This is a genomic window from Chitinophaga sp. 22308, from assembly GCF_052045305.1.
Lineage (GTDB): Bacteria > Bacteroidota > Bacteroidia > Chitinophagales > Chitinophagaceae > Chitinophaga > Chitinophaga varians_A.
This window is the reverse complement of sequence record NZ_JBQEOP010000001.1, coordinates 279,380-304,102: the sequence shown is the minus strand read 5'-3', so window position 1 is coordinate 304,102 and position 24,723 is coordinate 279,380. Positions and strand designations below refer to the sequence as shown.

The following is a 24,723-nucleotide window of genomic DNA, read 5'->3' as shown; positions in this document are numbered from 1 at the left end:
GCTTGCGGAACAAGCTGGCCTTGTGTTTTGTACAAAAGGTAAGTCACTCCAATAACGTCTTTAGCGTTCTTTGGGCTTTTGCCATGTCCATTTGGGTTTCTTTGACATCCAATCATATAGGAAAGTATGCTTTACGAGCGTTGAAAATTCACTCATCATCTGATCATCTTTCCTATTGATGTTCCATCTCGATTTCGAGTTGAATGCCAGCGCATATCTGGGATTGTCGTATGGCATATTCGCCTCATACGAAGTTTCAATACTCAGAATACTATCGGCAGCTTTCGTTAAGCTCTCCCATTGACTTGAATCGACATAAAAACTAAATCCTTCGAAATACTGAGGCTTAGATATCGGTTTATTGATTTCGGTCTCCATTTGATAGTATGGTAAGGCTACCTGATATACAATACCATAGATATCTTTTGTACGTTTCTTAATATGTACCAGCATAGAAGTATCGAATCTATTACTATAAAAGAATACCAATTCATTACTGTCGGCTACAATAGGTTCGAATGGCATTGAAAACAGCTCCGCTTCAGCCTTCATGTAATAAAACACGGAGTCTATAGCTGGCTGTTTATGCTTATCGCTTTTAGCAGGTGCTTGTGGTCGGCAGGAAATAATGAAAATACTTGACAATAACAAAAATAAAAGTCTCATTATTTTTTAAAGCTTTTATATACAGGTAACTATTGGCTGATGGTGTGACATCATTTTCAAGAATAGGGCGGCGAGCGTTATATGGATTAGGCGTAATTGAGGTGGCTGTGCCATAAACAGTGAATCCATATATAGTTGTTATAACCGCAGGAGACGCACTTTTTGTTTCAGCATTTCCATCTTTGGACAGTGCTGGCTTTTCCTGTTTGCGGTCTCTTTTTTATAAGTTTTATTGAGATTTTCTTCTGTCGATACATTTTATCAGGAGTATTCATCAATACAGTCGTCCTTCTGGTTATCTGAGTCTAACCATCAAATTCATTATTGTTGTTTCGTCAGGATTCACATTAGGAACCTTCTTTATTTTGACTTTTCTTTTTAAATACTCAGATATAAAAGGATAATATCGCCTAACACTCTCATTCATAGGCTGTGCTTTATAGTAATTAATTACACTTTGACCATTATGACTTGTTAACAACTTTACAATCACAAAGCTATCAATTACAGCGTTCCTATTTATATACAAATTCAACATAGCCAATCCTTTCCTATTATTTTCTCCTAAGCTGTCCGGCAGTCTTACATACATATTTTGTCGATAAACATGAAAAGGTAGCACTTCTATCGGATCCGTTATAATACTATTGGTATCCCTCGTCTTATTATTTATTGATTGACTGACACAAACGTCCATGAAAAAGACGCTCAGTAAAGCAGCTAATATTAATCCATATCTCATATCTATCTTATTAAAGGAAAGATTTTTTTAATAACAGGATTAGTGTCGTTTTCCCACCTCAACATTAATCGTCGCTCCACTTTCACCATACTCATCCTGATAACCATGGTATAATTCGTGAGGAACTTTTTCCACTTTTTGTGATTCTGCAATTGTATTATTCATTAACATACCAGCATTTATATCACCACCTCCGCCTTCTGAAGGTCTATAAGTTAGTATCCTTAACATCCTTTCGGTTTCTTTCTATTGTCGTTCCTCTAGCGGCAGAATCAATACCACTTAACAGATGTACCATCAAGAGGCATAATTTTTCGATATTTAATCTCCTGTACTCCTATTTCCTTCAACCTCATATACCAGCTGCGGTATGCCTCAAACGCTTTATCTATTATCTCACCTGATACTGAAGCCTCCAAATTGTTGACTTTATTAACTAAAACAGGATATGAGGAATAAACAAAAGGGCGCTCAAATATCAATTGATTTATTATAAAAAGGGCCTCAACTTGTATTGAGTAATTTTTATTTGGCCCCATATAAATTTGTGACCTCAAAGGGTTGTAACTCATAATTGGAAGGGTACATATTCTTTCATTTCCTTTCAGAGATAGTAACTCCTCTATTGCCCCAAGTGTATCAATATGATATTTTTCAGTTATAAGCGGATAAGAAAAGTTTTTATCAAGACTATCATTAACTAATACTATTTTATAGTATTTATCCGCATTATCGAATACCGTGGCTTCCCCACTATTTCTACCTTTGGCTTCAACAAGCTTAAAAATAGTCTGAGCCAGTGAATCGCTGAAATTTAGTACGGTGATAATTAAAAGTAGAACCGCCTTCATCTTTATTAGGGTACCTGCCATATAAACTTTTTCATTTCAGGTTTGGTTATTTCGCGTACATCATCACTATTTACAGGTTCAGGTTTGACATCAAACACCCTTTCTACAACTTTGTGTTGCTATTACCGGGTTACATCGGCTAACTAGCAAATTAAGCACGAATTGCCCATTAATTAGGCGAATTTTCGGGTACGGCTTCCTTAACTCTAAGCTTATCACTTTCTCTAACTGGTACAATAGATAATATTTGTCTATCATCGTAAATCTTGTAGATAAGATCAACATCCTTATTTGAAAACGTATACTTAATATTGACTTTCTGTCCATTCTTAGTTGCCTTCCGCAATTTCCAACCTTCTCCCCAAAAAAATTTAATATTTACGGGAAGTAACTTTACCACTTCCTCAACTTGAATAGAATGATCATCTTGTAGTATATTCTTTGTTATTTTTTGGCCAATCGCCAACTCCTTTATATATTGAAGATCTTTTATGCTTCTATCGATCCTGTATCCATCCATATGATTTCTAGCTAGAAACCGGACATCAATTGTATCTGCCCACGGAAAAAAAAGAGCTTCTTCATTTTCATAATAAAAAACAATGTACCCCTTTTGATTTCGGATTACGTCTTTTTGAGGAACAAGTAGTGCCCTATTGCAGGACATCAATGCAAACAGAAAAATTATATAGACTTTCATAAACGGCGTTTATTCCGAAAAATGGTTCAAAATAAAGTTATTACCTTGTTGCTGTTGTCTGTTTCTAATCTCCTTCACCCAACTATTCCAATGCGTCTGATGAATAATCGGAGTGGTAGAATTAGAGTTGTTCATAACATCATTAGGCCCTACTATTCGTTGTGCAGCAGCACTTTTATACCAATCTTTTAGTCCAAATAGATGCATTACTTCATGAAAGGCCGTGTGGGGAGATCCATAGTAGCGGCCAGCAGCTGTATGTGAGTTTCCCATTCTTAATTTATAGTCAGTAAATGATTCGATACCTATCCTATCCCACTTTCCAGTTTCAGGGTTCTTTTCTTTAGCATATACCTCTTTAGTATATCCTCCTGAGGCCGACCGATATTCATTATCTTCTAATCTTATCAAATTATCTCCGTTACGCGTGTCTTCATCTTCGACCCGCTTTATATCTTCATCTGAAGCCATGACGTATTTAAAATCCAAATTAACGCTAGTTGTAGTACCATCTCCATTCTTAACGCTATTTTTCATTAAATCCGGATGATCTTTTAGATATTTATTATATTCTCCCACGCGTTCGCCTGCCTCATAGCCAGTCACGTAAATAGTTGAGGAAAGTGTAATAGTAACATTACCATCTTTGTCCTGCTGAACACTTATCCGTACATCCCTCCCGTCAGGATCCACATAATTCAATGGACTATTAAGTGTATAATTATAAGGAGAATAATTATGCCATTTATCAGCGAGGGGGTCAATGTTATGCCATCTTCCAATTTGTCCATCATACATCCTCGCTCCGTAATCATACCATTCTAATCCACTTCCATCTCTAAACTCCTTACTCTGCAACTCCTTTCCATTGTACCTTATCTTATTCTCCTGATACTTCGTTCCCATCAAAGCACTTGAAGAGATGCCGGCCATCGTCAACCCAAACGGATAATAATGCGTTTCCTCTACCACTGGGCCTCCATTGTGTGCCACCACCAGGTTATCAAAAAACACTTCCTGCTGGCTTTCATTACTTGTATAAACATACAAAAATCCGCTCTTTTTGATGACCATTTTACCCTGTGAAAGTGTCTGCAACTGATCTGGCTCTGCCTTCACTTGCTTCACTCCACTGTTTTCATTCACCATTTTAAACTGATCATCAAACAACACATAGTTCAGGTAGGCTTTTGGTTTTCCAGGCTGCTGGTCAGGGTTCTTTTCTTTTAACTGACGATAGTCATTATTGTAGAAATTGGTGTTAAATGGAGTATTGCCTACTAGCGCGGCATTACCGTGTGTGGCATCTGCGGAACCAGTACCACCGAATGCTGCAATCAGGTCAGCTACCATATTTTCCGCAGGTACGGCCGGGTTATTTTTATTAGCCGGGCCATTGGATTTATAAAACGCCTTGCTGCTGACTTGAATCGTATCACCGGCCATAACCCGTAATACCAAGGACGGTCCAATTTTCTTATCGGTGCCTGTTGCCGTTAATTTAGCCACGGATTCATTTTTACCCGCACTTTCATCTGCAGGATATCCCACGGGCTTGTTACTCCGGGTGTTGTCTATATTACTGAACAACAGATTTTCCTTAGCGGCACTGGGTGTTTCCATTGTAGCGGTATATAGAGCCGAGTTCGATCTGTCCGTCAGCACCAGTCTTGTATTGCCCAAATGGTCCTTCACAAAATAGTCAAACGCAAAATCAAGCGGCTGACCAGTTTGATAAACAGGCCTTATCCGCCCTTCTTCATGTCCCACAAAACGAAGACTGTCATTTTCATATACAAAACTACCCAAATAGTCAGTGGTGGTAATTTTTGTCATACCACCCGTATTATCGGTAACCGTTTTGCGGACTTTTTTACCGCCGGCATCATAACTGAAGCGGATATTTCCCTTGCCTGTAATGGTAATCAGCTCAGGTAAGTTAAGGTGGTTATAACTAATGAAGGTAATCTGTTTATTTTCGTCTTTGATAAGATTCCCAGCCCCATCGTAATTATAGTCAACGCCATCTGCCTGACTGTCTGTAAAATCACCCAGACCGGTATTAGCTAATCCGGCATCATACACAGACATCAACTGATTACTGTTGTCATTATAGCGATAGCGCAGCTTATCCACATCAGCGCGGGCGTTGTTGACCATGCCACGATGATTCATGCTTAATAGATTCCCATTGGCATCATAGGAAATATTGTTTGTTGTGAAATCCACCTCGCTATCTGACCAATTGCCGGATTTGATCTGAGAGAAAGCTGCGCCTGTCAGACGATTCCCCGGGTCATAAGTATATCCATATGCCCGTTGAGTAGTATCATTCCAGCCTTTCCAGCGTATTCCGGCAATATTACCGTTGAATGCCGGATTAGTAAAACCATAGTCGTAGTTCAGCTCCTGGCCAAAATGTGCTCCGCCTGTGCCATTATTCACGTATTCCTTGCTGATGCTGCGCAGCCAGCCGCGAAGATTATAATCATAAGTCTGCTTCTCCAACGGAGTACCATTGGAGACAATCCCCAACTCTTTTGTGGTCAGCTGCCCAATCTCGTCATAGGAATGACGGGATACCGTCCGCACAGTACCGGTATCGTTCAGTTGTTTATTTACCTCTTTCAGCCGCCCCTGGGCATTATATAACATAGCCGTTAAAACCGTTGTCTGTGGCGTGGCACCGCTCCGGTTGTTTTTATGGGCTTGATAAGTACTTATTAACTTACCATTAAAATCATAACGGTTCGTTATTACATCGGTGCCGCCGACAGCGTTATCCGATATTACCTGGCTTACCCTGCCTTTATTATCATAATGAGTCGTTGATGTCAGCCAGGTATCTGTACCCAAAATACGGATACGCGTTCCTGTAACCAGCCCTTGGGTAGGGCCACCCACACTCACCAGCTCAGCATATAGGTTTCCCCCTGTGGTAGGCTTATTAAAATACCCGCTCTCTGCTAACCGCGCACCTGAGAAACTATAATCATCATAAAAAGTAAAAGTTAATGGTGTAAGTGTGCCATTGTTGAAGATATCCGGTAACGGATTACTAACCGGTACATTGACACTTCCACCGGTCAGAGAGGTATTAATAACGATATCAACATCTGGATCTACGCCTGTGTCAAAACCGCCATCCAGTGTTACGCTGTTGGTAGCCTGATAAAGGGAATGAGGCGCATCATGAACGGCCACCACCAGATCAGCAATACCAGGGAAAGTATAGCTGCTGGTGCCGCTGTTATTCGCGGCTCCGTTCAACAATGCCTGCAGGCTTTCTCTGGAAATATCCCTGCTATACAGTGCTGTTTCTACCGGCCGGTTCAACTGGTCATAAAACATGGTAAGCCAGAGGTTCTGCGCTCGTTGATTAGCATCTCTGGTAAACACCAACCGGTCACGCACATCATATACCATTTCCACCACGCCGGCGCCAGGCACCTTCTTGGTTATCATCCTTCCTCTTCCGTCATACGTATATTGAAAACAAAGTCCATCGGCAATAGCAGCAAGGTTCCAGCTACCGGTGATCTTCTCCACACCCAGCGGCGGAATGACAAAACGAAGATTGTTCAGGTCATCATATACATAATAGGTACACAGCCATCCCATATGTGCAGGCCCCGCCGTAGGCGACATCCGTACTTTTTTGAGCACCACCTGTCCTGACTTATTTTTATATTCCACTACTTGCCCACCGTCTTCATCAATGGTAATATTGACCAATAATTGTCCGGCCCCATAAATCCTGGGACTTACTGGCAAACCGGTAGTGCCTATGCTCCACATCCTTACTGAATCCTGTACCGTATTCACCAGATACTGATGATTTACCGGCCGCGTTGCCCAGCTATTGCCCGGAGCGAAGGTCTTCAAAACCTGGTTTAAAGGGGAAGCTTCAAACTCAGTCTGGCTATAGAAGATCTTCTCATTGGGATAATTGCCGGAATTCTGATAAAACTGTTGCTGCTCACTGAAAGGAGATGTTTTAAACTTGCCATCGCTGGCTTCATGCTTATAGGGCAGGTACTTATACTGTTCCCGGCCAAAAGCGTCATAGACCACGGGAGCAACAATATCTTTCCCCATATCACTCATTCCTTTGGCCACCGTTTGTAACGGGCGTCCAAGACCATCAAAATATTGGGTTGTCTGCTTCACCTCAGCAACCTGTCCGCTTGTGATAACGGCAGCTGGGTCTGTCAGGGGCGCGGAAGGTTCCCAGGTACGAACATAGTTCACAACAGGGGTTGTATACGCAGGAGGCAAATTTACCGGCGTCGCAGTGGGCAACGGAGAACCTCCGGGTTGCTGGGCCAACACCGGTTTTCCAGCCAGTAAAAGAATAACAGCTAATAAAGTCGGGCAAAAACTGGCAAGGGTAACTCGTTTATCTTCACTCATAGGTTCATTTTTAGGTAACAACCAGGCTTCTAACAGGGATAACACTATCTGTACAGGAAATTTTAAGCTTGCTTATACAGTATACAGCAGATTAATCAGGGCACCACATTCGTAAATATAAGCAATTAACATTATTATTCACAGGCTGATGACTAGAAATCTTTCCGGGGATCACCACCAGTCATCAAAAAAAACTTTCTATATTTAGGGGCGTTGCATTCAAAATAATACGTCGAATCGACGCTTGAAATAGTAAAAAAAGATCCGGCATTTATTCTGTACCTGTAAATGCAGCTATCTATTTGGACTATGCCCTTGATATCACATGGGAACACATAATACAGATAGTGAAAATCATGCATATTTATTGGCTTACCATGCTTTAGTATCATCGTAATAGATTCATTCGAAAGATTCCATTCCCTACACTTTGAAATCAGTTCCTCGTATTTTGCCCCTTCTATGGTCTTTTGTGCGGATACTATTGTAATAGCGGATTGAGGTTTAATCTCTATTTTCTCAGGAATCAATTTCCCTACAGCAGCCTTATTGCCAAATTGAAATAAAGAATCAGCTATTGTTCTTTGAGAGTCTACTCTATTAGAACCGCCTCGCTTAGTCTCACCTGGTCCACTCTCGCAGGAAAGAAGAAAGCATGCTATTATTGTAAAGATGATATGATTCACAATTCTCATTTTACCTGGTTTATACTGCGACCTAAAAGCTATCATCTGCACAATATCTCGAAAACCATATCGCTTGGTCTTATTTCTAAAAAATCTATCGCCTTTCTATACACGTTTCCTTCAAGAAATAAAGATGAAAAATCGATACTATCCGCCATACTGGGTTGAATACTATTATCAATCAAAGAGAAGCCATCTATCCCTAACAAATCTATATTTTCCTTTCTGCACGCTTTTACAAATTCCAAGGCTGTTTCTCTGGAATAAAGAAATAGCCCTCCGCGCTCTAACACTTTTTCTATGAATATTTGTTCGACTTTATTCACAAGCAATAATTTTTGTTTATAGGTAGAGAGCATTAAATACATGCGGCTGGCTACATCCAGCGGGACATCAGCACTTTAAAATCGCCATAGCGAAGCCCGGTAACATCATCTACGTTGACAAAACTATACATGCTGGTATCTGATTTATACATCCCTACAACAGGATAGTACATCACTCTGCAGAAAAGACCGCTGCATTCATCGGGAGGACCTGCTTCCAATACAACAAAAGAAGATTGACCATACATGATTTTTCCTTCCTCCAGATAGCGGAACTCCTGCCTGTAATCAAAGGTATCTTTAACAAAAAATTTGCGCCCCAGCATCAGTAAGCTGTAGCGTGGCCACCAGTAAGCTTTTTCTTTAGTTGGAACATGTTGATAATATTGACGGACCAACCCCATATCACGTATACGGTCCCATCTGCCGCCACCTGGCAGGACGTACAATTTTTCTTTCCTGGATATTCCAAGTGCCTTTTTAACCACAGCATCTGGTTGATAGCAAAGACTATCCAGGAAATGGTCAAAAGACCCTCCGGGAGGCCGTTCCGGGCGGTTAAAGCCCGCAATCACCATCAATAACAGAGAAGTAAAGAGTATTTTCATGGCAGGGAAGCTTTTCATTCTATGTCAACGTTCATAAAAAAGCCATTGCTTCGTTCCGCCTTAGATAACGCCACACGTTTTAGCATTTGTGCATTTACCTGCGTGGAGCAAATAGTCAGCAACGCAGGAATTAATATGCTCCAACAAATCGTTGGTAACCATCCTACTCTATTTAATAGATGACTATTCATATCCACTAAAATAAAAAACCCTCTCCGCCTAATCGCGAAGAGGGCCAATATTTCTCATCAAGACAACTTTAACTCGCCAGCAACTGCTTTATCGCCTTCTCCACCGCGTCAAAAGGAAACCCTTTGATCACGCTGTCCATCTGCGCTGCAATCTCTGCTGTGCACAGGTTACCGATGCTACCGGCGTGGGTATGTTTCACTTCTTTTGAAGGGGCAAAAGTTCCATGCTCGATGTCCATGCCGACTTGCTTGTACGCTTCACGGAACGGGGTGCCTTGTAGTACCAGGTTGTTCACCACTTCCACGCTGAAGAGGTACTGGTATTTTTCATCATCGAGGATGTTCTCTTTGATGCGGATATTTTCCAGCATGAGGCGGCTCATATCGATGCAGTCACGCAGCGTCTGGAAAGCGGGGAACAGGTTCTCTTTCAGCAGCTGCAGATCGCGATGGTAGCCGGAAGGCAGGTTAGTGATCATCATGGCGATTTCATTGGGCAACGCCTGCAACTTATTACCATGAGAGCGGATCAGTTCCCATACATCGGGATTCTTTTTGTGCGGCATGATACTGGAACCGGTGGTCAGTTCATCCGGGAAACTGATAAAGCCGAAATTCTGGTTCATGAACAAACACGCGTCCATGGCCATTTTAGCGATGGTGGCGGCGATGCCGGCCAGCGCAAAGGCGACTATCTTTTCCGTTTTACCGCGGCCCATCTGGGCGTATACCACGTTGTAATTAAGCGCATCAAATCCAAGCAAACGGGTGGTCATCTCACGGTCAAGGGGGAACGAAGAACCGTAACCGGCAGCAGAGCCGAGCGGGTTTTTGTTCACCACTTTGTAAGCGCCTTGCAGCATGGTGAGGTCATCGACCAGACTTTCTGCATACGCGCCAAACCACAGCCCGAAAGAGGAAGGCATGGCGATTTGCAGGTGGGTATATCCGGGGATGAGATGATCTTTATATGCTTCACTTTTCTGTTGCAGCAGGTCAAACAGGGCTTTTACGGAAGACACCATCGTCTGCAACTCGTGACGGAGAAACAGTTTCAGGTCCACCAGCACCTGGTCGTTACGGGAACGGCCGCTGTGTATCTTTTTACCGACTTCGCCCAAACGACGTGTCAGCAATAATTCTACCTGTGAATGAATATCTTCCACCCCATCTTCCAGCACAAAGTTGCCATCCTGGATATCCTGGTATATCTTTTTCAGCTCCTGCTTCAGGACGGTCAGCTCATCAGCTTCTAGCAGCCCGATGCTTTGCAGCATGGTGATGTGCGCCATAGAGCCCAGCACATCAAACGGCGCCAGGAAAGCATCCATCTCACGGTCTTTGCCGACGGTGAATTTCTCTACGGCATCCAGCGATGCCTTGTCTTTTTGCCACAGTTTCATAAAAAGTATTTTATCAACAAATTACTGGATCATTTCAAGGATGCGGATATAACTATCGATACCGGCCCTGATTTCTTCCAGGTAGATGAATTCATCTGCTGTATGGGAACGGGCGGAATCACCAGGCCCCATCTTCACGGAGGTGGCCGGTATCAGCGCCTGGTCCGACGTGGTGGGTGAACCATACCACGTTTTACCCAGCGTGATGCCCGCCTGTACAAAAGGATGCTCCATCGGGATAAAGGAAGGCCGCATCCGCATGGAACGGGGCTTCACTTCACATTGCACATTCGCACGGATGATATCGAGCAGCTCCTCCAGCGTGTACTGGTCGGTAGCGCGTACGTCTACGACAAAACTGCAATCGGCCGGCACTACGTTGTGCGCTTTGTTGGAAGTATTGATAACGGTGACGCTCATCTTCACCGGACCTAACGTCTCTGATACTTTCGGGTAACGGAAATCGCGGAACCACGTAATATCGGGCAATGCCTTGTACAACGCGTTTTCGCCCTCTTCACGGGCAGCATGGCCCGCCTTGCCGTAAACGATGCAATCCAGCACCATCAGCCCCTTTTCAGCGATGGCCAGCTGTGTCAGCGTAGGCTCTCCCACTACTGCAAAATCGATAGCAGGCAGTTTGTCGAGGATGCTTTCGATACCGTTAGCACCACTAATTTCTTCTTCTGCGGTAGCCGCCAGCACAAAGTTGTATTCCAAGTCTGTGCGGTGATAGAAATGCAGGAAAGTGGCGATCAGGCTGACGAGGCAGCCGCCGGCGTCATTGCTGCCCAGGCCAAACAGTTTGCCGTCTTCCACATCCGGACTGAAAGGGTCGCGGGTATACTGCGGGTTAGGCTTCACGGTGTCGTGGTGGGAATTCAGCAGGATATTACGTTTGGACGGATCAAAATGTTTATTGACAGCCCACACGTTGTTAAGGTGCCGTTCGTGTGGTATGTCCATGGCGGTCAGGAAGTCACTGATCACCTGGGCGGTACCGTCTTCCTCCCGGCTTAAAGAAGGCGTGGCTATGAGCTGTTTTAACAGCGCCACAGCCACGTCATATAATTTTTCGTTCCACATAGACTAGCATATTAAAGTGCCCGCCACTGTATCAGTGGTATTGCTCAGCACATCATCGGCGTGTCCTATCAGCACTTCCTTCACACCGTTATCGATGGCGGAGAAGGCGTTCTGTAACTTAGGCAGGATGCCGTCCGTCAATACTTTTTCGTCGAGCAGCTGCTGGTAGATTTCTTTGTTGATCAGGTTGATGACTGCGTTGTCGTCCTGCGGATCACGCAGCACGCCTTTTTTCTCGAAGCAGTAGATCAGCCTTACCTGGTAACTGGCAGACAAGGCAATGGCCAGCGAAGCGGCGATCGTGTCTGCATTGGTGTTCAGCATCTGACCGTTACCATCATGAGTAAGCGGTGCAAACACCGGCGTAAGGCCGGCTTCCAGCAACGCCTTGAGCGCAGTGGCCTGTACCATCTCCGGTTTTACGTCGCCTACAAAACCGTAGTCGATTTCTTTCACCGGTCTTTTGGTGGCAGGAATGATATTGGCATCTGCGCCGGTAAGCCCGATGGCGTTACATTGCGCGGCCTGCAGTTTGGCGACCAGTTGTTTGTTCACCAGCCCGCCATATACCATGGTCACTACATCGATGGTGGCAGCATCGGTGATGCGGCGGCCATCTACATATTTGGATTCGATGCCCAGTTGGTCACCGATACGGGTAGCGATTTTACCACCACCATGTATCAGTATTTTTTTACCGGGTATCGTTGCAAACTTTTCTAAGAAAGCCTGCAACAATACCGGGTTATCGATGACGTTTCCGCCTACTTTGATAATAAACAGATCAATCATGATTATCCTTTCAATATTTCGCTTAATACCGCCTGTGCAGCCCATACGCGGTTGCCCGCTTCAGGGATCACAATGGATTGAGGCCCGTCCAGCACTTCGTCTGCGATCACCACATTTCTTCTCACCGGCAGACAGTGCATTACCTTGGCGGTATTGGTATGTTTGAGTTTATCATTGGTCACCATCCAGCTGGGGTCTGTGCAGGTGATCTTACCGTAATCCCTATACGAAGACCAGTTTTTCACATACACAAAGTCAGCGCCTTCCAGTGCCTTGTCCTGGTTGTGTTCTATGCGGGCGTTGCCGGAGAACTTCTCGTCCAGTTCATAGCCTTCAGGATGCGCGATCACAAAATCCACCTCTCCCCAGGCATTCATCCATTGTGCGAAAGAGTTGGGAACAGCCTGTGGCAGCGACTTTACGTGCGGTGCCCAGGTCATCACCACTTTCGGTTTGCGGGGCTGCTGCCAGTTTTCCTTGATGGTGATCACATCGGTCAGGCTCTGCAAAGGGTGCAGGGTAGCGCTTTCCAGGCTCACCACCGGTACGCCGGCGTATTTAATGAACTGGTTGATATATTTTTCGGTATAATCTTCCTCTTTGTTTTTCAACCCCGGAAAGGTGCGGATAGCCAATATGTCAAAGTATTGCCCCATCACAGCGGCAGCTTCTTTTACGTGTTCGGTGGTATTACCATTCATCACTACACCATCATTCATCTCCAGTGCCCATCCCTCTTTGTCGATATTGAACACCACTGCTTCCATGCCCAGGTTTTTAGCAGCTACCTGTGTACTTAAGCGTGTTCGCAAACTGGGATTCAGGAAAATCATTCCCAACGTTTTGTTTTTTCCCAATTCCTTATCGATAAAAGGATCTTTCTTGTAGTTCATGGCAATGTCCACCAACCGCGGGACACTGGGCACATCTGCTGTTGAAATAAACTGCTTCATTATTGCTATTTGACTTCTTTTCTAAACGCTTCCAAAAACTGATCTGCATGGGCTTTGGTCAATGCCAGGGAAGGCAGCAGCCGTATTACGTTCGGCTTGGCTTCTCCGGTAAAGATCTTATGAACGCCGAGCAGGTTCTTTCTAACATGGGCCAGTTCTTCCGGCATCTCGATACCGATCATCAGACCACGTCCCCTTACTTCTTTTACCTGGGAGAACTTCCGCAGCTCATCCATCAGGTACGCGCCTACGCTGGCGGCGTTGTCGATCAGCTTTTCGCTTTCGATTACTTCCAGTACGGCGAGGGCTGCTGCGCAGGCCAGGTGGTTACCACCAAAAGTGGTGCCCAGCATACCATGCACTGCTTTGAATTTCGGGGAGATGATAATGCCACCTATCGGGAAACCGTTACCCATGCCTTTTGCCATGGAGTAGATATCAGCGTCTACACCTGCAAAATCGTGAGAGAAAAATTTACCGCTTCTGCCGTAACCACATTGCACGGAGTCAGCGATAAATACGGCGTTGTGCGCGTCGCACAGGCTTCTGATCTTCCGCAGGAAAGATTCGCTGGCCACGTTGATACCGCCTACGCCCTGAATACCTTCAATGATAACAGAAGATACTTCATGTTGTTTGAAAGCGGCTTCCAGCGCAGCTTCGTCTTCCCATGGCAGAAACACGATGTTGCCGGTTTCATTCACAGGCGCTACTATCTTCGGATTGTCTGTGGCTGCTACAGCGAGGGAAGTCCTTCCGTGGAAAGATTTGCGGAAAGCGATCACTTTCTTTCTGCCATTGTAGAAAGATGCCAGTTTCAGGGCGTTTTCATTGGCTTCGGCGCCGGAGTTGCAAAGGAACAGCTGATAGTCTGCTTTGCCGGAAACCTTGCCCAGCAAAGCGGCCAGCTCTTCCTGCAGCGGCATCTTCACAGAATTGGAATAGAAGCCTACTTTATGCAGCTGGTCTGTCAGTCTTTTTACATAGTGCGGATTCGTATGGCCGATAGAAATAACGGCATGGCCACCATACAGGTCCAGGTATTCGGTGCCTTTATCGTCCCATACGTTGGAACCGGCAGCTTTATCTATAACGATGTCGTTTACTGGATAAACGTCGAAAAGTTTCATGATGTCAGGTAAAATTGAAAATGATAAAAACGGTTAGAACACGATGGACTTCAGTTTCAGTCCGGCCGTTTCATCCAGCCCGCACATAAGGTTCATGTTCTGTACAGCCTGACCGGAAGCGCCTTTTACCAGGTTGTCTTCAATAGAGTGGATCACGAGTTTGTCGCCCACTTTCTCGAGTTGCAGCAATACCTTGTTGGTATTCACCACCTGCTTCAGGTCTATCTGTTTTTCGCTCACATGCGTAAAAGGATGACCGGCATAGTAGTTTTTGTATAGCTGCACTGCTTCTTCCAGTGTCAGGTCGCATTGCAGGTAAGAGGTTACCCAGATGCCTCTGGGGAAATCACCGCGTACCGGTACAAAATTGACCGCTTCTCCGAAGCCGGGCTGCAACTGCACCAGGCTTCGTCGTATTTCTTTCAGGTGCTGATGGTTCAGCACTTTGTAAGTGGAGATATTGTTAGCCCTCCAGGTGAAGTGGGAAGTGGCCTGCAGGCTCTGGCCGGCGCCGGTGGAGCCGGTGATGCCAGTGGTATGTACTTCTTTCAGCAGACCGGCTTTGGCCAGCGGCAGGATGCCCAGCTGGATAGCCGTGGCAAAACAACCGGGATTGGCCACGTTGCTGGCTTGTTTGATCTGCTCACGCTGCAGTTCCGGCAGCCCGTACACAAATTCCCTTCCCTTAACGCTTTCGCCTAAACGAAAATCCTGGCTCAGGTCTATGATTTTTATGTGAGGAGCGACATCGGTCGCTTCCAGGAATTTTTTGGATTCACCATGCCCAAGGCACAGGAACATCACGTCAATATCGTTGCTCAGCTCGGCGGTGAAAGACCGTTCTGTTTCGCCCAGCAGGTCGGCATGTACTGCGTACAACGGATTACCTGCATTACTACGGCTATGCACAAACGAAATGGATACGTCCGGATGGTTCAGCAACAACCGGATCATTTCTCCGCCTGTATAGCCTGCCCCACCAACAATGCCTACTCTTACCCTTTTATCATTCGCCATTTTTCGATGCTGATTTTAGAGAGAATTTTTAACCTGATGCCAGATCATTGTCTGATTACCAAAGATTTTGCTGAAGCCTCTTACGTCTTCACCGGACCAGCCGCTGTTCATTTCGCCGTACTTGCCGAACTTGCTGTTCATCAGGTCGTAAGGTGACTGAATACCGGTTACCTGGAAGCGGTAAGGCATCAGGGTAACGAACACTTCACCGGAAACATTTTCCTGTGTGTGTTGCAGGAATGCTTCGATGTCGCGCATGACCGGGTCCATGATCTGTCCTTCGTGCATCCAGTTGCCGTAAAACTGTGCCAGCTGGTCTTTCCAGGTCAGTTGCCATTTGGTGAGCACATGTTTTTCCAGGGCGTGGTGTGCTTTGATGATCACCATCGGCGCAGCAGCTTCAAAGCCTACACGGCCTTTGATACCAATGATGGTATCGCCTACGTGAATGTCACGGCCGATGGCAAACGGTCCTGCGATCGTTTGCAGATATTGGATAGCTTCAGACGGGTGACCGAATTGCTGGTCGTTCACACCAACCAGTTCACCTTTTTCGAAAGTCAGTTTTACCTGTTCTTCACCCTGTTTGGTCAGCTGGGTAGGCCATGCTGCTTCCGGTAACATACCGTTGGAAGTCAGTGTTTCCTTACCGCCTACGGAAGTGCCCCACATACCTTTATTGATGGAGTACATTGCTTTCTCGAAGTTCACGTTCACACCTTTGGACTGCAGGTAGGAAATTTCTTCTTCACGGCTCAGCTTCATATCACGGATGGGCGTGATGATCTCCACACCAGGGATCATGATATGGAACACCATGTCAAAACGCACCTGGTCGTTACCGGCGCCGGTGCTGCCATGTGCTACTGCGTCAGCGCCTACTTCCTTCACATATTCCGCGATGGCCAGTGCCTGGCTCATACGCTCCGCGCTCACGCTCAGCGGGTAGGTGTTATTTTTCAGTACGTTACCGAAAATCAAATATTTAATAACGCCGTCGTAGTAGGAGCGGACCGCGTTAACAGTCTTGTGACTTTTAACGCCCAGGTTATAAGCGCGTTTCTCAATTTCCTGCAGCTCCTCTTCAGAAAAACCACCGGTGTTGACGATTACGGAATGCACCTCATATCCTTTTTCTTCGGTCAGATATTTAACGCAATAGGAAGTATCAAGTCCTCCGCTAAATCCCAGTACTACTTTTTTCATTTTTACGACATCATTTATATATTCAGAACAATTATTTCAGACAGTGTGTGGCAGACTTCAGAACAGGAAGAATTTTTTCCTGGTGCCGGTAGCGCCGCCTTCTTTTTTGCTGTTAAGCAAAACAAATCTTTTAAATCTTAACCAGCGTTCGTAGAGCTTTATGTTTCCTTTAAATCTCCGGCGTCTTTTCTCGTGATGGATTTGGCCGGCAGCGGTCACAGACAGCTGGTTGACAGGCTGCGCGGTGGTCGCTGCAGCTTCCTGTTTGGCTTTAGCGTCAGCTATGGCCCGCTCTTCCGCTTCTTTCAGCTTCTCTGCCGGATCATACAACATCGCGGTGCACAGGCAGTTCTTCCGCTGTTTGCTGGTGAGGATATCAAAGTTCACACAGCTGCGGCAGCCTTTCCAGAATTCTTCATCGTCGGTCAGCTCGGAATAGGTAACAGGCTCGTAACCCAGTTCAGAGTTGATCTTCATCACGGCAAGACCGGTAGTGAGGCCAAAGATTTTGGACTCAGGATATTTTTCTCTCGACAGTTCAAAAATTCTCTTTTTGATAGACTTAGCCACGCCATGCCCACGGAAGGCAGGATTCACGATCAGCCCCGAGTTGGCGACAAATTTTCCATGGCCCCAGGCCTCTATATAACAAAAGCCTACCCAGTCGCCCGTTTCGGTTAACGCAATAACAGCTTTGCCCTCCTGCATTTTAAGCTCCACGTAAGCCGGTGAACGTTTGGCAATACCGGTCCCACGCGCTTTTGCAGACGCTTCCATCTCATCGGTGATGGTTTTTGAATAGTGTATATCGTCAGGTGTGGCTACCCTAACGATGATATGCTGATTTTCCAACTTTTAAAATTGAAATCGTGAATCAATAAACAGATTGAAGTATTCCATTACGGAACATTCACCGGACATGGGGATATCCGGTGCGATAGCGGTTGTATGACAAGCGCTATCAAATCCTGGGTCGTCGGGAAAGGAATCTAAAGACATTGAACCCAACAGAATATACCCCTTTATTTAAAGCGGGATGATATGCAGAGATGTTGGTATGAGTTGCGGTTTTTTCCAACTTCAGTTCAGCGTTAAATTGTTATAAATATTGTCTTTAGTTTAGATTAACCGCAAAGTTATAATAATATCTTTTTAATCAATCGAATTTTTTTTGGGGAATGCCGATTTTTTTCAAACCGTTAACAAAAAGGCGGCCGTACCCAACTCGTCAGGGTCCAGCCGCCTTATACTTTAGTTTTTTATATACTATTTGGTAATAATTCCCAATTCGGCCACACTGGCCTGATTATCTTTTTCTGTAGCGGGTGTGAGCGCCACCAACCGGATAAATCTGGCTTTCACCGGGGTAAAGGTAACGGTTTGCTGCACCGGGTTGTTTTTGATATTGGCGAAACTGCCGGTAGCTGCCGGTTGTCCCCAGCTTTTACCATCATTGCTGGTATAGAAAGCGTAACCGTAGATCACGCCACCAACGTGCTCATTGGTGGTAGGCGTATAGGTAAAGCCTCTCAGTGTCAGCGTTTCACCAAGGTCAACGTCCAGCTGATGTGGGTATTGTGTCGATTTTTTGTCAGATGCCCACACGGTAGCAGGATTCCCGTCGATAGCCCTGGCTGCTTCCGCAACAGCAGGAGCCACCACCTGCCATTTGGCGGGCGCTACATCGAAACGGGCTTTTACTTCCGGACTGGCCGCATTCGTTTTGCGCAGGAAAGCGCGGGCTTTCACCTCGCCGCCCTGTAGCAGGTTAATAACGGTCTGCGGTGTGTATAACGGAGACTGGAGCGTAGGCGCGGTGCCATCTGTCGTATAATGTATTTCCGGATCGGCAGAGGCGGCGGTGATAGTCACCCTGCCGTCTTTGGCACGATGGATCTCTGGCGTGGCCAGCATACCAGGCGCTTCATACAGCTGTACTTCGCTGATTACCGGCGCCGCCTTGGCGTCTAATATATTAATATATACTTCGGTAGTGGTATAGTCTGGCAGGCGCAGAATGCGCTTGTGCCCGATAGTGGTTTCCCGGGCGATCTCCTTCTTCACGCCCTTGTCCAGGATTTCTACGCTGAAAGCGCTTACCCGCTGTCCCAGCGCGATGTACTCCTGCAACACCACCCGGTTGAAAGTCACCGGCTTTTTAAATGCCAGTTTCACCGTCGTTTTGGTGACGTTGTCCGGCGTAGCCCAGTAGGTAGCATTGGTACCATCCGTGAGATGGGACACTTTCACTTCAGGATTATTTTTACGTGTATCCGTTGCCGTTACTACCGCATTTTTTGCGAGATTAGTTTTGAAGGAAGCGTCCAGCACGCGGCGCAGCTCCATCAAACGGGTGGAATCATTCGGATGGATCACCCCTTCCCGGTCAATCGGCACATTCAGGATCAGGTTGCCATTACGGCCTACGGAACCATAGTAGATATCCAGCAGGGTATTGACAGATTTCACCTTGTCATCGGTATCCGGGCTGTAGAACCATCCCGGGCGGATAGACACGTCGCATTCTGCGGGTATCCATTTTTCTCCGTCTTCATTGCCTTCGTTGAGCGATTTGGTGGGAGGACCGCCGGCACCGGGCGTAAATCCTTTCACATTCAGCGTGCTCCAGTTGGTAGTGCCAGCAATGCCGTTTTCATTGCCCACCCAACGGCAGCCAGGGCCTACGTCGCTGAAAATAACGGCGTTGGGCTGATGTTTATAGACTACTTTATGGAACAAGTCCCAGTCATAAGGCTGTTTGATGTTACCTCCGTTGGCGCCATCGAACCACTGCTCAAATACAGGGCCGTAGCCGGAAAGCACTTCTTCCAAAGTATTGGCAAATACCTGGTTGTAAGTGGCGGTACCATACTCAGGATGGTTCCGGTCCCACGGCGACAGGTACACGCCGAACTTCAGGCCGTACTCCTTACAGGCGGCAGACAGTTCCGCGAGCACATCGCCTTTCCCGTTTTTCCATGCGCTCTCGCGAACAGTATGGGTACTGTACTTGGAGGGCCACAAACAAAAACCGTCATGATGTTTGGCGGTGATCACAATGCCTTTCATGCCGGCCTGTTTGGCGGTACGTGCCCATTGACGGGCATCGAGGCGGGTAGGATTAAACACCTTCGGGTCTTCATCACCATGTCCCCACTCCTTGTTGGTAAAGGTGTTGGGCCCGAAGTGGATAAACATGTAATATTCCATGTCATTCCAGGCCACCTGCGCTTTGGACGGCAACGCGCCATAAGGCTGGATCTTCTGTGCCGAGGCCATGCCACAAGCCAATAAGCCGGCGAATAATAAACTGGTCTTTTTCATTTCACTGGATAAATTACGGATTACAGGTCAGCTCCAAAATCTTTCCCTGTTTCATGCTGAGCGAAGATAATCTCCATCCTTTATCAGAGGTGATCGGGTATTCTCTATTCATAATTGAATATTAACCAACAATCGGTTGCGTTTTCGCCGTTTATCACAAAAATGTAATAAAAAAGATATCCGGGTTGGTTTACACGGGGCAAATTTTATAAATTTATTCCCTTCACAACGTATCATTATACGATATTAAAAACTGAACAATGAATAAACAACCACTGCATCGCAGAAGTTTTCTCAAAAACACGGCGGCCGCAGGTATAGGCCTCTCTATGCTCGGCTCCTCTGCTAAACTGTTTGCCAATGAAAAGAAACCCAAGGTAAGAATTGGTCTGATCGGCGTAGGCGCCCGCGGCCTGAGTCACCTCAGCCTTTGCCTGCACCGCGAAGACGTTGACGTGGTAGCTTTTGCAGACCCCGACACGGCCTACACCGTTCCCAAAGCAAGAGACATGATCACCAAGGTATACGGCGGCAAAAGAAAAGTGGCTGAATACACCAACGGTCCGGAAGATTACCATAACCTGCTGAAAAGAGATGACATCGATGCGGTGATCATCGCCACCCCCTGGGAATGGCACTCCATCATGGCCATTGCAGCGATGAAAGCCGGCAAAACCCCTGCTGTGGAAGTATGCGGCGCCTCCGACATCCAGGAATGCTGGGAACTGGTAAACACCAGCGAAGCTACTGGCGTTCAGGTTTTCGGTATGGAAAACGTGTGCTACCGCAGAGATGTGATGGCAGTACTGAACATGGCGCGCCAGGGCCTGTTCGGCGAAATCACCCACCTGCAGGGCGGCTACCAGCACGACCTTCGCGGGGTGAAATTCAACAACGGCAAACAATACTATGGCGGTGGCGTAGAATTCGGCGAAAACGCGCTGTCTGAAGCCAAATGGAGGACCAACCACTCCGTTCACCGTAACGCTGACCTTTACCCTTCTCATGGCCTTGGCCCTATCGGTAACGTGATCAACATGAACCGCGGCAACCGCCTCATGACCATCACTTCCGTGGCAACCAAATCCCGCGGCCTCCACAAATACATCGTGGACAACAGCAGTGAAAGCCATCCGAACGCAAAAGTGAAATTCAAACTCGGCGATATCGTTTCTTCCCTGATGACCACCAGCAATGGTGAGACCATCATGCTGTCCCACGATACCAACTCTCCCCGCCCTTACTCCCTCAACTTCCGCGTTCAGGGTACTAACGGCCTGTGGATGGATGATCAGGACTCCATATATATCGAAAAGAAAAGCCCGTACGACCAGTGGGAAAAAACCGGCAAACCGGAAGATGCTGACAGCTACTTCGGTAAGTACGACCACCCGCTGTGGAAACGTTACGCCAACGACGCTAAAGGCGCAGGCCACGGTGGTATGGACTGGTACGTGCTCAACTCCTTCGTGGAGAGCATCAAACGCGGCGCTCCTTACCAGCTCGATGTATACGATATGGCTACCTGGTACGCTATCACCCCGCTCAGCGAACAATCTATTCTCGAAGGCGGCAGCGTGCAGTACATCCCTGACTTCACCCGCGGTCGCTGGATGAACAGGAAACCGATCTTCGCACTGGACGATCAGTACTAGTGATCAGCATAAAAGAAAATCGCCCGCTGGCAATTGCCGGCGGGCGATTTTCTTTTAATACAATAATACAATATGAACAATAACCTTAGGTTATCCATCTTTATACGCGCGCATCAGGCGCGGCTGCGGCAACTTTCTGCACCGTAGTGCCGTTTTCTATCGTCGTCACATAAATCTCCGGCACTTTGCCAAATTGTTGCTGGTAGCGTGTTGTCACAAAATCACGGAAAGCATCCACCTTATCCTGTTTTACCAGGTTGATGGTGCAACCGCCGAAACCACCGCCCATTACGCGGGCGCCGGCCACCTCCGGTCTCTCTTTGGCAAGAGACACCAGGAAATCCAGTTCCGGGCAGCTTACTTCGTAGAGCACGCTCAGGCCTTCGTGGGTAGCATACATCAGTTGACCGAAAGCCTGCAGGTCTCCTTTTTTCAACAGCGCTGTGGCGTCCTGCACACGCTGAATTTCTTCGATCACATATTTACAGCGGTCATATACTTTGGCGGACAACTGTGCTTTTACAGCTTCCAGCATGGGCATGGTGGCGTCGCGGAGCGATTTCACTTGCGGATGCTGTGCCTGGATGGTTGCTACGCCTTCCTCACATTGCTGGCGGCGAACATTGTATTCTGATGAAGCGAGGGAATGATGCACCATGGAATTACACAGCACAATGCGGTATTCCGGGAAGTCGAACGGGAAATATTCGTATTCCAGGCTGCGGCAGTCCAGTCGTACCACCTGGTCCTTTTTACCATGCAGATTGGCAAACTGGTCCATGATACCGCATTTCACGCCAGGGAACGAGTGTTCTGCCCGCTGGCCCAGCAAAGCCATGTCCATGCGGCTCATGCCATATTGGAAAATTTCGTCCAGCGCCGCTACGAGTCCGCCTTCCACAGCTGCGGAAGAAGACATGCCTGCACCTACCGGAATATCCCCTGCGATCACACAGTCAAACCCTTCCACCGGATAGTTGCCCTGTTGCAGCTGGTATACCACACCCATCAGGTAGTTGATCCATCCGGGAGTAGGCACTACATTGTCGAGGCTGAAAGACACTGTTTCATGCGTGAACACCGCGTGTGCGTTACATTGACGGGTGCCGTTCAACGCTACCGCATAAACGATTTTTTTATCAATAGCGGCTGGCAATACAAAACCATCATTATAGTCAGTATGTTCACCGATGAGGTTAATTCTTCCCGGGGAAACTACGATCAGAGGCTCTTTTCCAAATAACTGGATGAATTTCTCCCTTGTTTGCTGTATCATCAGAAATTTATTAAACGTAAATTTTACACCTAAAAATATAAAAAAAAGCAGAAAAGAGAAGAATGTTGTGCAGAAGATGAAATTTTTTTTCAACACAGCCTGAACAAACCATAGTCGGGGGCTTCAGCCCTGGCGCTGCGAAAAACGACATCGGCCTGCACATGATAAATCATTACCATATGCAGGCCGATGTTGTGTATCATTTACTATCCCTGGAATAAACCCCGGGTATCTTTTTTATATCGCCTTGACGCCGGGCTTGTTTTTGCCGATCTTATCTCCTACCAGTGAATAGAACAGGATATAGAGATAGCAGGGCACCATGCAGTACAGGAATGCATGTCTGAAATCGATGCTGCTGCTGTACAGGAAGCTGAACATGCTGTGCTGATCGAACATGCCGCTGTATATCTGCGGTATTACACCACCACCTGCGATACCCATTACAAGGAGGGCGGAACCGATTTTAGTGAAGCGGCCCAGGCCGTCGATGGCCATTGGGAAGATGGCGGGCCACATCAGTGCATTGGCCAGGCCAAGTAATGCGATGAAGGTCACTGCAGAGAAGCCGGTGTTCAGGTAGGCGCCGATGGTGAAAAGCACGCCCAGTATTGCTGAGATCTGCAGGCCTTTTTTACCGGTGAGATATTTCGGAATGGTGGCAATACCAATTACATATCCTGCCAGCATGGCCACCAGGGTGAAGGTAGTGAAGTAGCGGGTGTCTGCAATGCTCATGCCCAGTGCTTTACCATACTGTCCGATCACGTCGCCGGCCATTACTTCCACACCTACGTAAACGAAGATACAGATCACGCCCAGTACCAGTTGCGGGAACTGGAACACGTTGGTTTTGCCGTTGGTGGCGGCGGCAGTGCCGGCATCTTCAGCGTCGGTGTCTATTTCCGGCAGAGAGGAGCGTTTCAGCAGGAAAGCGAGGATGGTCAGTACAATGGCGATGGCCACATATGGACCGATCACGCGGGAAGCGAGGCTGTCGAGCAGCGCCGACTTCTGTGCGGGATCTACTGCGGCAGCGATGTCTGCCTCCAGTTTCTCCGCGCCTTTCAGGATGATGGAGCCCAGGATGAGCGGCGCCAGTGCGCCGGCGGTTTTGTTACAGATGCCCAAAATGGAAATGCGTTTGGCCGCACTTTCCTTGGGGCCGATGATACTGGCGTACGGGTTGGAAGCTGTTTGCAGCAGCGCCAGTCCCGCGCCCTGTATAAACAGTCCGGTGAGGAACATGCCAAAGCTGCGGGCGTTAGCCGCAGGAATGAATACCAGGGAACCGATCGCAATGATCAGCAGCCCTAACGCCATACCGTTTTTGAACCCTGTCTTGTTCAGGATAAAAGAAGAAGGAATCGATAAAAAGAAGTAAGCCATGAAAAAGGCCATCGTCACCAGCAGCGCCTGCGACACGTTCAGTTCACACACAATCTGGAAAAACTGGATCAGCGTTCCATTAAGCCAGGTAACAAAGCCAAATACGAAAAACAAAATACAGATGATCGCCATCGCCTGGCCGTACCCCGCCTGTTTGGGTATATTCATTGTTGCTGTTTGGTTGGACATAGCTGTCTGTTTGATTTTAGATAAACGCGAACATAGTGAAACTCCGTTATATTTTATGCTATAATTCATAAATATATTAGCTAAAACGTTTTACTATCGAAAAAAAATGCAACGGTTTAT

The 24,723-nt window shown here is 46.7% G+C and carries 21 protein-coding genes; 1 reads left to right on the top strand and 20 read right to left on the bottom strand.

Annotation, left to right across the window (positions count from 1 at the left end; translation table 11 throughout):
• Positions 1-60: 60 nt before the first annotated feature.
• From ACTJJS_RS01250 to ACTJJS_RS01165, 18 genes are all read right to left on the bottom strand, one after another.
• Positions 61-666 carry a hypothetical protein gene (locus tag ACTJJS_RS01250; protein ID WP_440662107.1) on the bottom strand — a complete coding sequence of 202 codons (606 nt, stop codon included), beginning with the start codon at positions 664-666 and terminating at the stop codon, positions 61-63.
• Between the two features lie 295 nt (positions 667-961).
• Positions 962-1,408, bottom strand: a complete 447-nt coding sequence (locus ACTJJS_RS01245; RefSeq protein ID WP_440662106.1) for a hypothetical protein — start codon at positions 1,406-1,408, stop codon at positions 962-964.
• 39 nt (positions 1,409-1,447) lie between these two features.
• Positions 1,448-1,639, bottom strand: a complete 192-nt coding sequence (locus ACTJJS_RS01240) for a hypothetical protein (RefSeq protein ID WP_440662105.1) — start codon at positions 1,637-1,639, stop codon at positions 1,448-1,450.
• A 41-nt stretch (positions 1,640-1,680) separates the two neighbouring features.
• Positions 1,681-2,280, bottom strand: a complete 600-nt coding sequence (locus tag ACTJJS_RS01235; protein ID WP_440662104.1) for a hypothetical protein — start codon at positions 2,278-2,280, stop codon at positions 1,681-1,683.
• Positions 2,281-2,428: 148 nt separating this feature from the next.
• The gene (locus ACTJJS_RS01230; RefSeq protein WP_440662103.1) at positions 2,429-2,959 is read right to left on the bottom strand and encodes a hypothetical protein; all 531 of its coding nucleotides are present in this window, start codon (positions 2,957-2,959) and stop codon (positions 2,429-2,431) included.
• Between the two features lie 9 nt (positions 2,960-2,968).
• Entirely contained in the window at positions 2,969-7,372 is a 4,404-nt protein-coding gene (locus ACTJJS_RS01225; RefSeq protein ID WP_440662102.1) for a DUF6443 domain-containing protein, read from the bottom strand.
• A 152-nt stretch (positions 7,373-7,524) separates the two neighbouring features.
• Positions 7,525-8,067: a hypothetical protein gene (locus ACTJJS_RS01220; RefSeq protein WP_440662101.1), complete on the bottom strand. Its 543-nt coding sequence runs from the start codon at positions 8,065-8,067 to the stop codon at positions 7,525-7,527.
• Positions 8,068-8,099: 32 nt separating this feature from the next.
• Entirely contained in the window at positions 8,100-8,384 is a 285-nt protein-coding gene (locus ACTJJS_RS01215; protein WP_440662100.1) for a hypothetical protein, read from the bottom strand.
• Between the two features lie 50 nt (positions 8,385-8,434).
• Positions 8,435-8,992 (bottom strand): hypothetical protein, encoded by a 558-nt coding sequence (locus ACTJJS_RS01210; protein WP_440662099.1) that lies wholly within the window; start codon positions 8,990-8,992, stop codon positions 8,435-8,437.
• Positions 8,993-9,251: 259 nt separating this feature from the next.
• Positions 9,252-10,586, bottom strand: coding sequence for an argininosuccinate lyase (gene argH / locus ACTJJS_RS01205; RefSeq protein ID WP_440662098.1), 1,335 nt, complete (start codon positions 10,584-10,586; stop codon positions 9,252-9,254).
• Between the two features lie 21 nt (positions 10,587-10,607).
• The gene (locus ACTJJS_RS01200; RefSeq protein ID WP_440662097.1) at positions 10,608-11,672 is read right to left on the bottom strand and encodes a M20 family metallo-hydrolase; all 1,065 of its coding nucleotides are present in this window, start codon (positions 11,670-11,672) and stop codon (positions 10,608-10,610) included.
• A 3-nt stretch (positions 11,673-11,675) separates the two neighbouring features.
• The gene (gene argB / locus ACTJJS_RS01195) at positions 11,676-12,464 is read right to left on the bottom strand and encodes an acetylglutamate kinase (RefSeq protein ID WP_343745239.1); all 789 of its coding nucleotides are present in this window, start codon (positions 12,462-12,464) and stop codon (positions 11,676-11,678) included.
• Positions 12,465-12,466: 2 nt separating this feature from the next.
• Positions 12,467-13,417, bottom strand: coding sequence for an N-acetylornithine carbamoyltransferase (locus tag ACTJJS_RS01190; protein WP_168869691.1), 951 nt, complete (start codon positions 13,415-13,417; stop codon positions 12,467-12,469).
• A 5-nt stretch (positions 13,418-13,422) separates the two neighbouring features.
• Positions 13,423-14,547: an aspartate aminotransferase family protein gene (locus ACTJJS_RS01185; RefSeq protein ID WP_440662096.1), complete on the bottom strand. Its 1,125-nt coding sequence runs from the start codon at positions 14,545-14,547 to the stop codon at positions 13,423-13,425.
• A 33-nt stretch (positions 14,548-14,580) separates the two neighbouring features.
• Positions 14,581-15,564, bottom strand: coding sequence for an N-acetyl-gamma-glutamyl-phosphate reductase (argC, locus tag ACTJJS_RS01180; protein WP_440662095.1), 984 nt, complete (start codon positions 15,562-15,564; stop codon positions 14,581-14,583).
• A 15-nt stretch (positions 15,565-15,579) separates the two neighbouring features.
• Complete coding sequence (argG, locus tag ACTJJS_RS01175) at positions 15,580-16,770, bottom strand: argininosuccinate synthase (RefSeq protein WP_343745242.1); 1,191 nt, start codon at positions 16,768-16,770, stop codon at positions 15,580-15,582.
• A gap of 57 nt (positions 16,771-16,827) precedes the next feature.
• Complete coding sequence (locus tag ACTJJS_RS01170; protein ID WP_247654829.1) at positions 16,828-17,622, bottom strand: GNAT family N-acetyltransferase; 795 nt, start codon at positions 17,620-17,622, stop codon at positions 16,828-16,830.
• A gap of 414 nt (positions 17,623-18,036) precedes the next feature.
• Positions 18,037-20,094, bottom strand: a complete 2,058-nt coding sequence (locus ACTJJS_RS01165) for an alpha-L-fucosidase (RefSeq protein ID WP_440662094.1) — start codon at positions 20,092-20,094, stop codon at positions 18,037-18,039.
• Between the two features lie 260 nt (positions 20,095-20,354).
• Between ACTJJS_RS01165 and ACTJJS_RS01160 the strand changes: the two genes are divergently transcribed.
• Positions 20,355-21,749, top strand: a complete 1,395-nt coding sequence (locus ACTJJS_RS01160; RefSeq protein WP_440662093.1) for a Gfo/Idh/MocA family protein — start codon at positions 20,355-20,357, stop codon at positions 21,747-21,749.
• 100 nt (positions 21,750-21,849) lie between these two features.
• Here the strand turns inward: ACTJJS_RS01160 and galK are convergent, their stop codons facing one another.
• Together galK and ACTJJS_RS01150 are read right to left on the bottom strand one after the other, a co-directional pair.
• The gene (gene galK / locus ACTJJS_RS01155) at positions 21,850-23,025 is read right to left on the bottom strand and encodes a galactokinase (protein WP_440662092.1); all 1,176 of its coding nucleotides are present in this window, start codon (positions 23,023-23,025) and stop codon (positions 21,850-21,852) included.
• Between the two features lie 237 nt (positions 23,026-23,262).
• A complete protein-coding gene (locus tag ACTJJS_RS01150) occupies positions 23,263-24,603 on the bottom strand; it encodes a sugar MFS transporter (protein WP_440662091.1) in 1,341 nt (446 codons plus the stop codon).
• Between the last annotated feature and the right edge of the window lie 120 nt (positions 24,604-24,723).

What these genes read in the sequence shown, in the direction of transcription:
- ACTJJS_RS01165 (WP_440662094.1), bottom strand. Translation starts at nt 20,094, where the DNA reads ATGAAAAAGACCAGTTTATTATTCGCCGGCTTATTGGCTTGTGGCATG.
- argC (WP_440662095.1), bottom strand. Translation starts at nt 15,564, where the DNA reads ATGGCGAATGATAAAAGGGTAAGAGTAGGCATTGTTGGTGGGGCAGGC.
- argH (WP_440662098.1), bottom strand. Translation starts at nt 10,586, where the DNA reads ATGAAACTGTGGCAAAAAGACAAGGCATCGCTGGATGCCGTAGAGAAA.
- ACTJJS_RS01200 (WP_440662097.1), bottom strand. Translation starts at nt 11,672, where the DNA reads ATGTGGAACGAAAAATTATATGACGTGGCTGTGGCGCTGTTAAAACAG.
- ACTJJS_RS01220 (WP_440662101.1), bottom strand. Translation starts at nt 8,067, where the DNA reads ATGAGAATTGTGAATCATATCATCTTTACAATAATAGCATGCTTTCTT.
- ACTJJS_RS01225 (WP_440662102.1), bottom strand. Translation starts at nt 7,372, where the DNA reads ATGAGTGAAGATAAACGAGTTACCCTTGCCAGTTTTTGCCCGACTTTA.
- ACTJJS_RS01185 (WP_440662096.1), bottom strand. Translation starts at nt 14,547, where the DNA reads ATGAAACTTTTCGACGTTTATCCAGTAAACGACATCGTTATAGATAAA.
- ACTJJS_RS01235 (WP_440662104.1), bottom strand. Translation starts at nt 2,280, where the DNA reads ATGGCAGGTACCCTAATAAAGATGAAGGCGGTTCTACTTTTAATTATC.
- ACTJJS_RS01210 (WP_440662099.1), bottom strand. Translation starts at nt 8,992, where the DNA reads ATGAAAATACTCTTTACTTCTCTGTTATTGATGGTGATTGCGGGCTTT.
- ACTJJS_RS01190 (WP_168869691.1), bottom strand. Translation starts at nt 13,417, where the DNA reads ATGAAGCAGTTTATTTCAACAGCAGATGTGCCCAGTGTCCCGCGGTTG.
- galK (WP_440662092.1), bottom strand. Translation starts at nt 23,025, where the DNA reads ATGATACAGCAAACAAGGGAGAAATTCATCCAGTTATTTGGAAAAGAG.
- argG (WP_343745242.1), bottom strand. Translation starts at nt 16,770, where the DNA reads ATGAAAAAAGTAGTACTGGGATTTAGCGGAGGACTTGATACTTCCTAT.
- ACTJJS_RS01160 (WP_440662093.1), top strand. Translation starts at nt 20,355, where the DNA reads ATGAATAAACAACCACTGCATCGCAGAAGTTTTCTCAAAAACACGGCG.
- ACTJJS_RS01240 (WP_440662105.1), bottom strand. Translation starts at nt 1,639, where the DNA reads ATGTTAAGGATACTAACTTATAGACCTTCAGAAGGCGGAGGTGGTGAT.
- ACTJJS_RS01230 (WP_440662103.1), bottom strand. Translation starts at nt 2,959, where the DNA reads ATGAAAGTCTATATAATTTTTCTGTTTGCATTGATGTCCTGCAATAGG.
- ACTJJS_RS01250 (WP_440662107.1), bottom strand. Translation starts at nt 666, where the DNA reads ATGAGACTTTTATTTTTGTTATTGTCAAGTATTTTCATTATTTCCTGC.
- argB (WP_343745239.1), bottom strand. Translation starts at nt 12,464, where the DNA reads ATGATTGATCTGTTTATTATCAAAGTAGGCGGAAACGTCATCGATAAC.
- ACTJJS_RS01245 (WP_440662106.1), bottom strand. Translation starts at nt 1,408, where the DNA reads ATGAGATATGGATTAATATTAGCTGCTTTACTGAGCGTCTTTTTCATG.
- ACTJJS_RS01150 (WP_440662091.1), bottom strand. Translation starts at nt 24,603, where the DNA reads ATGTCCAACCAAACAGCAACAATGAATATACCCAAACAGGCGGGGTAC.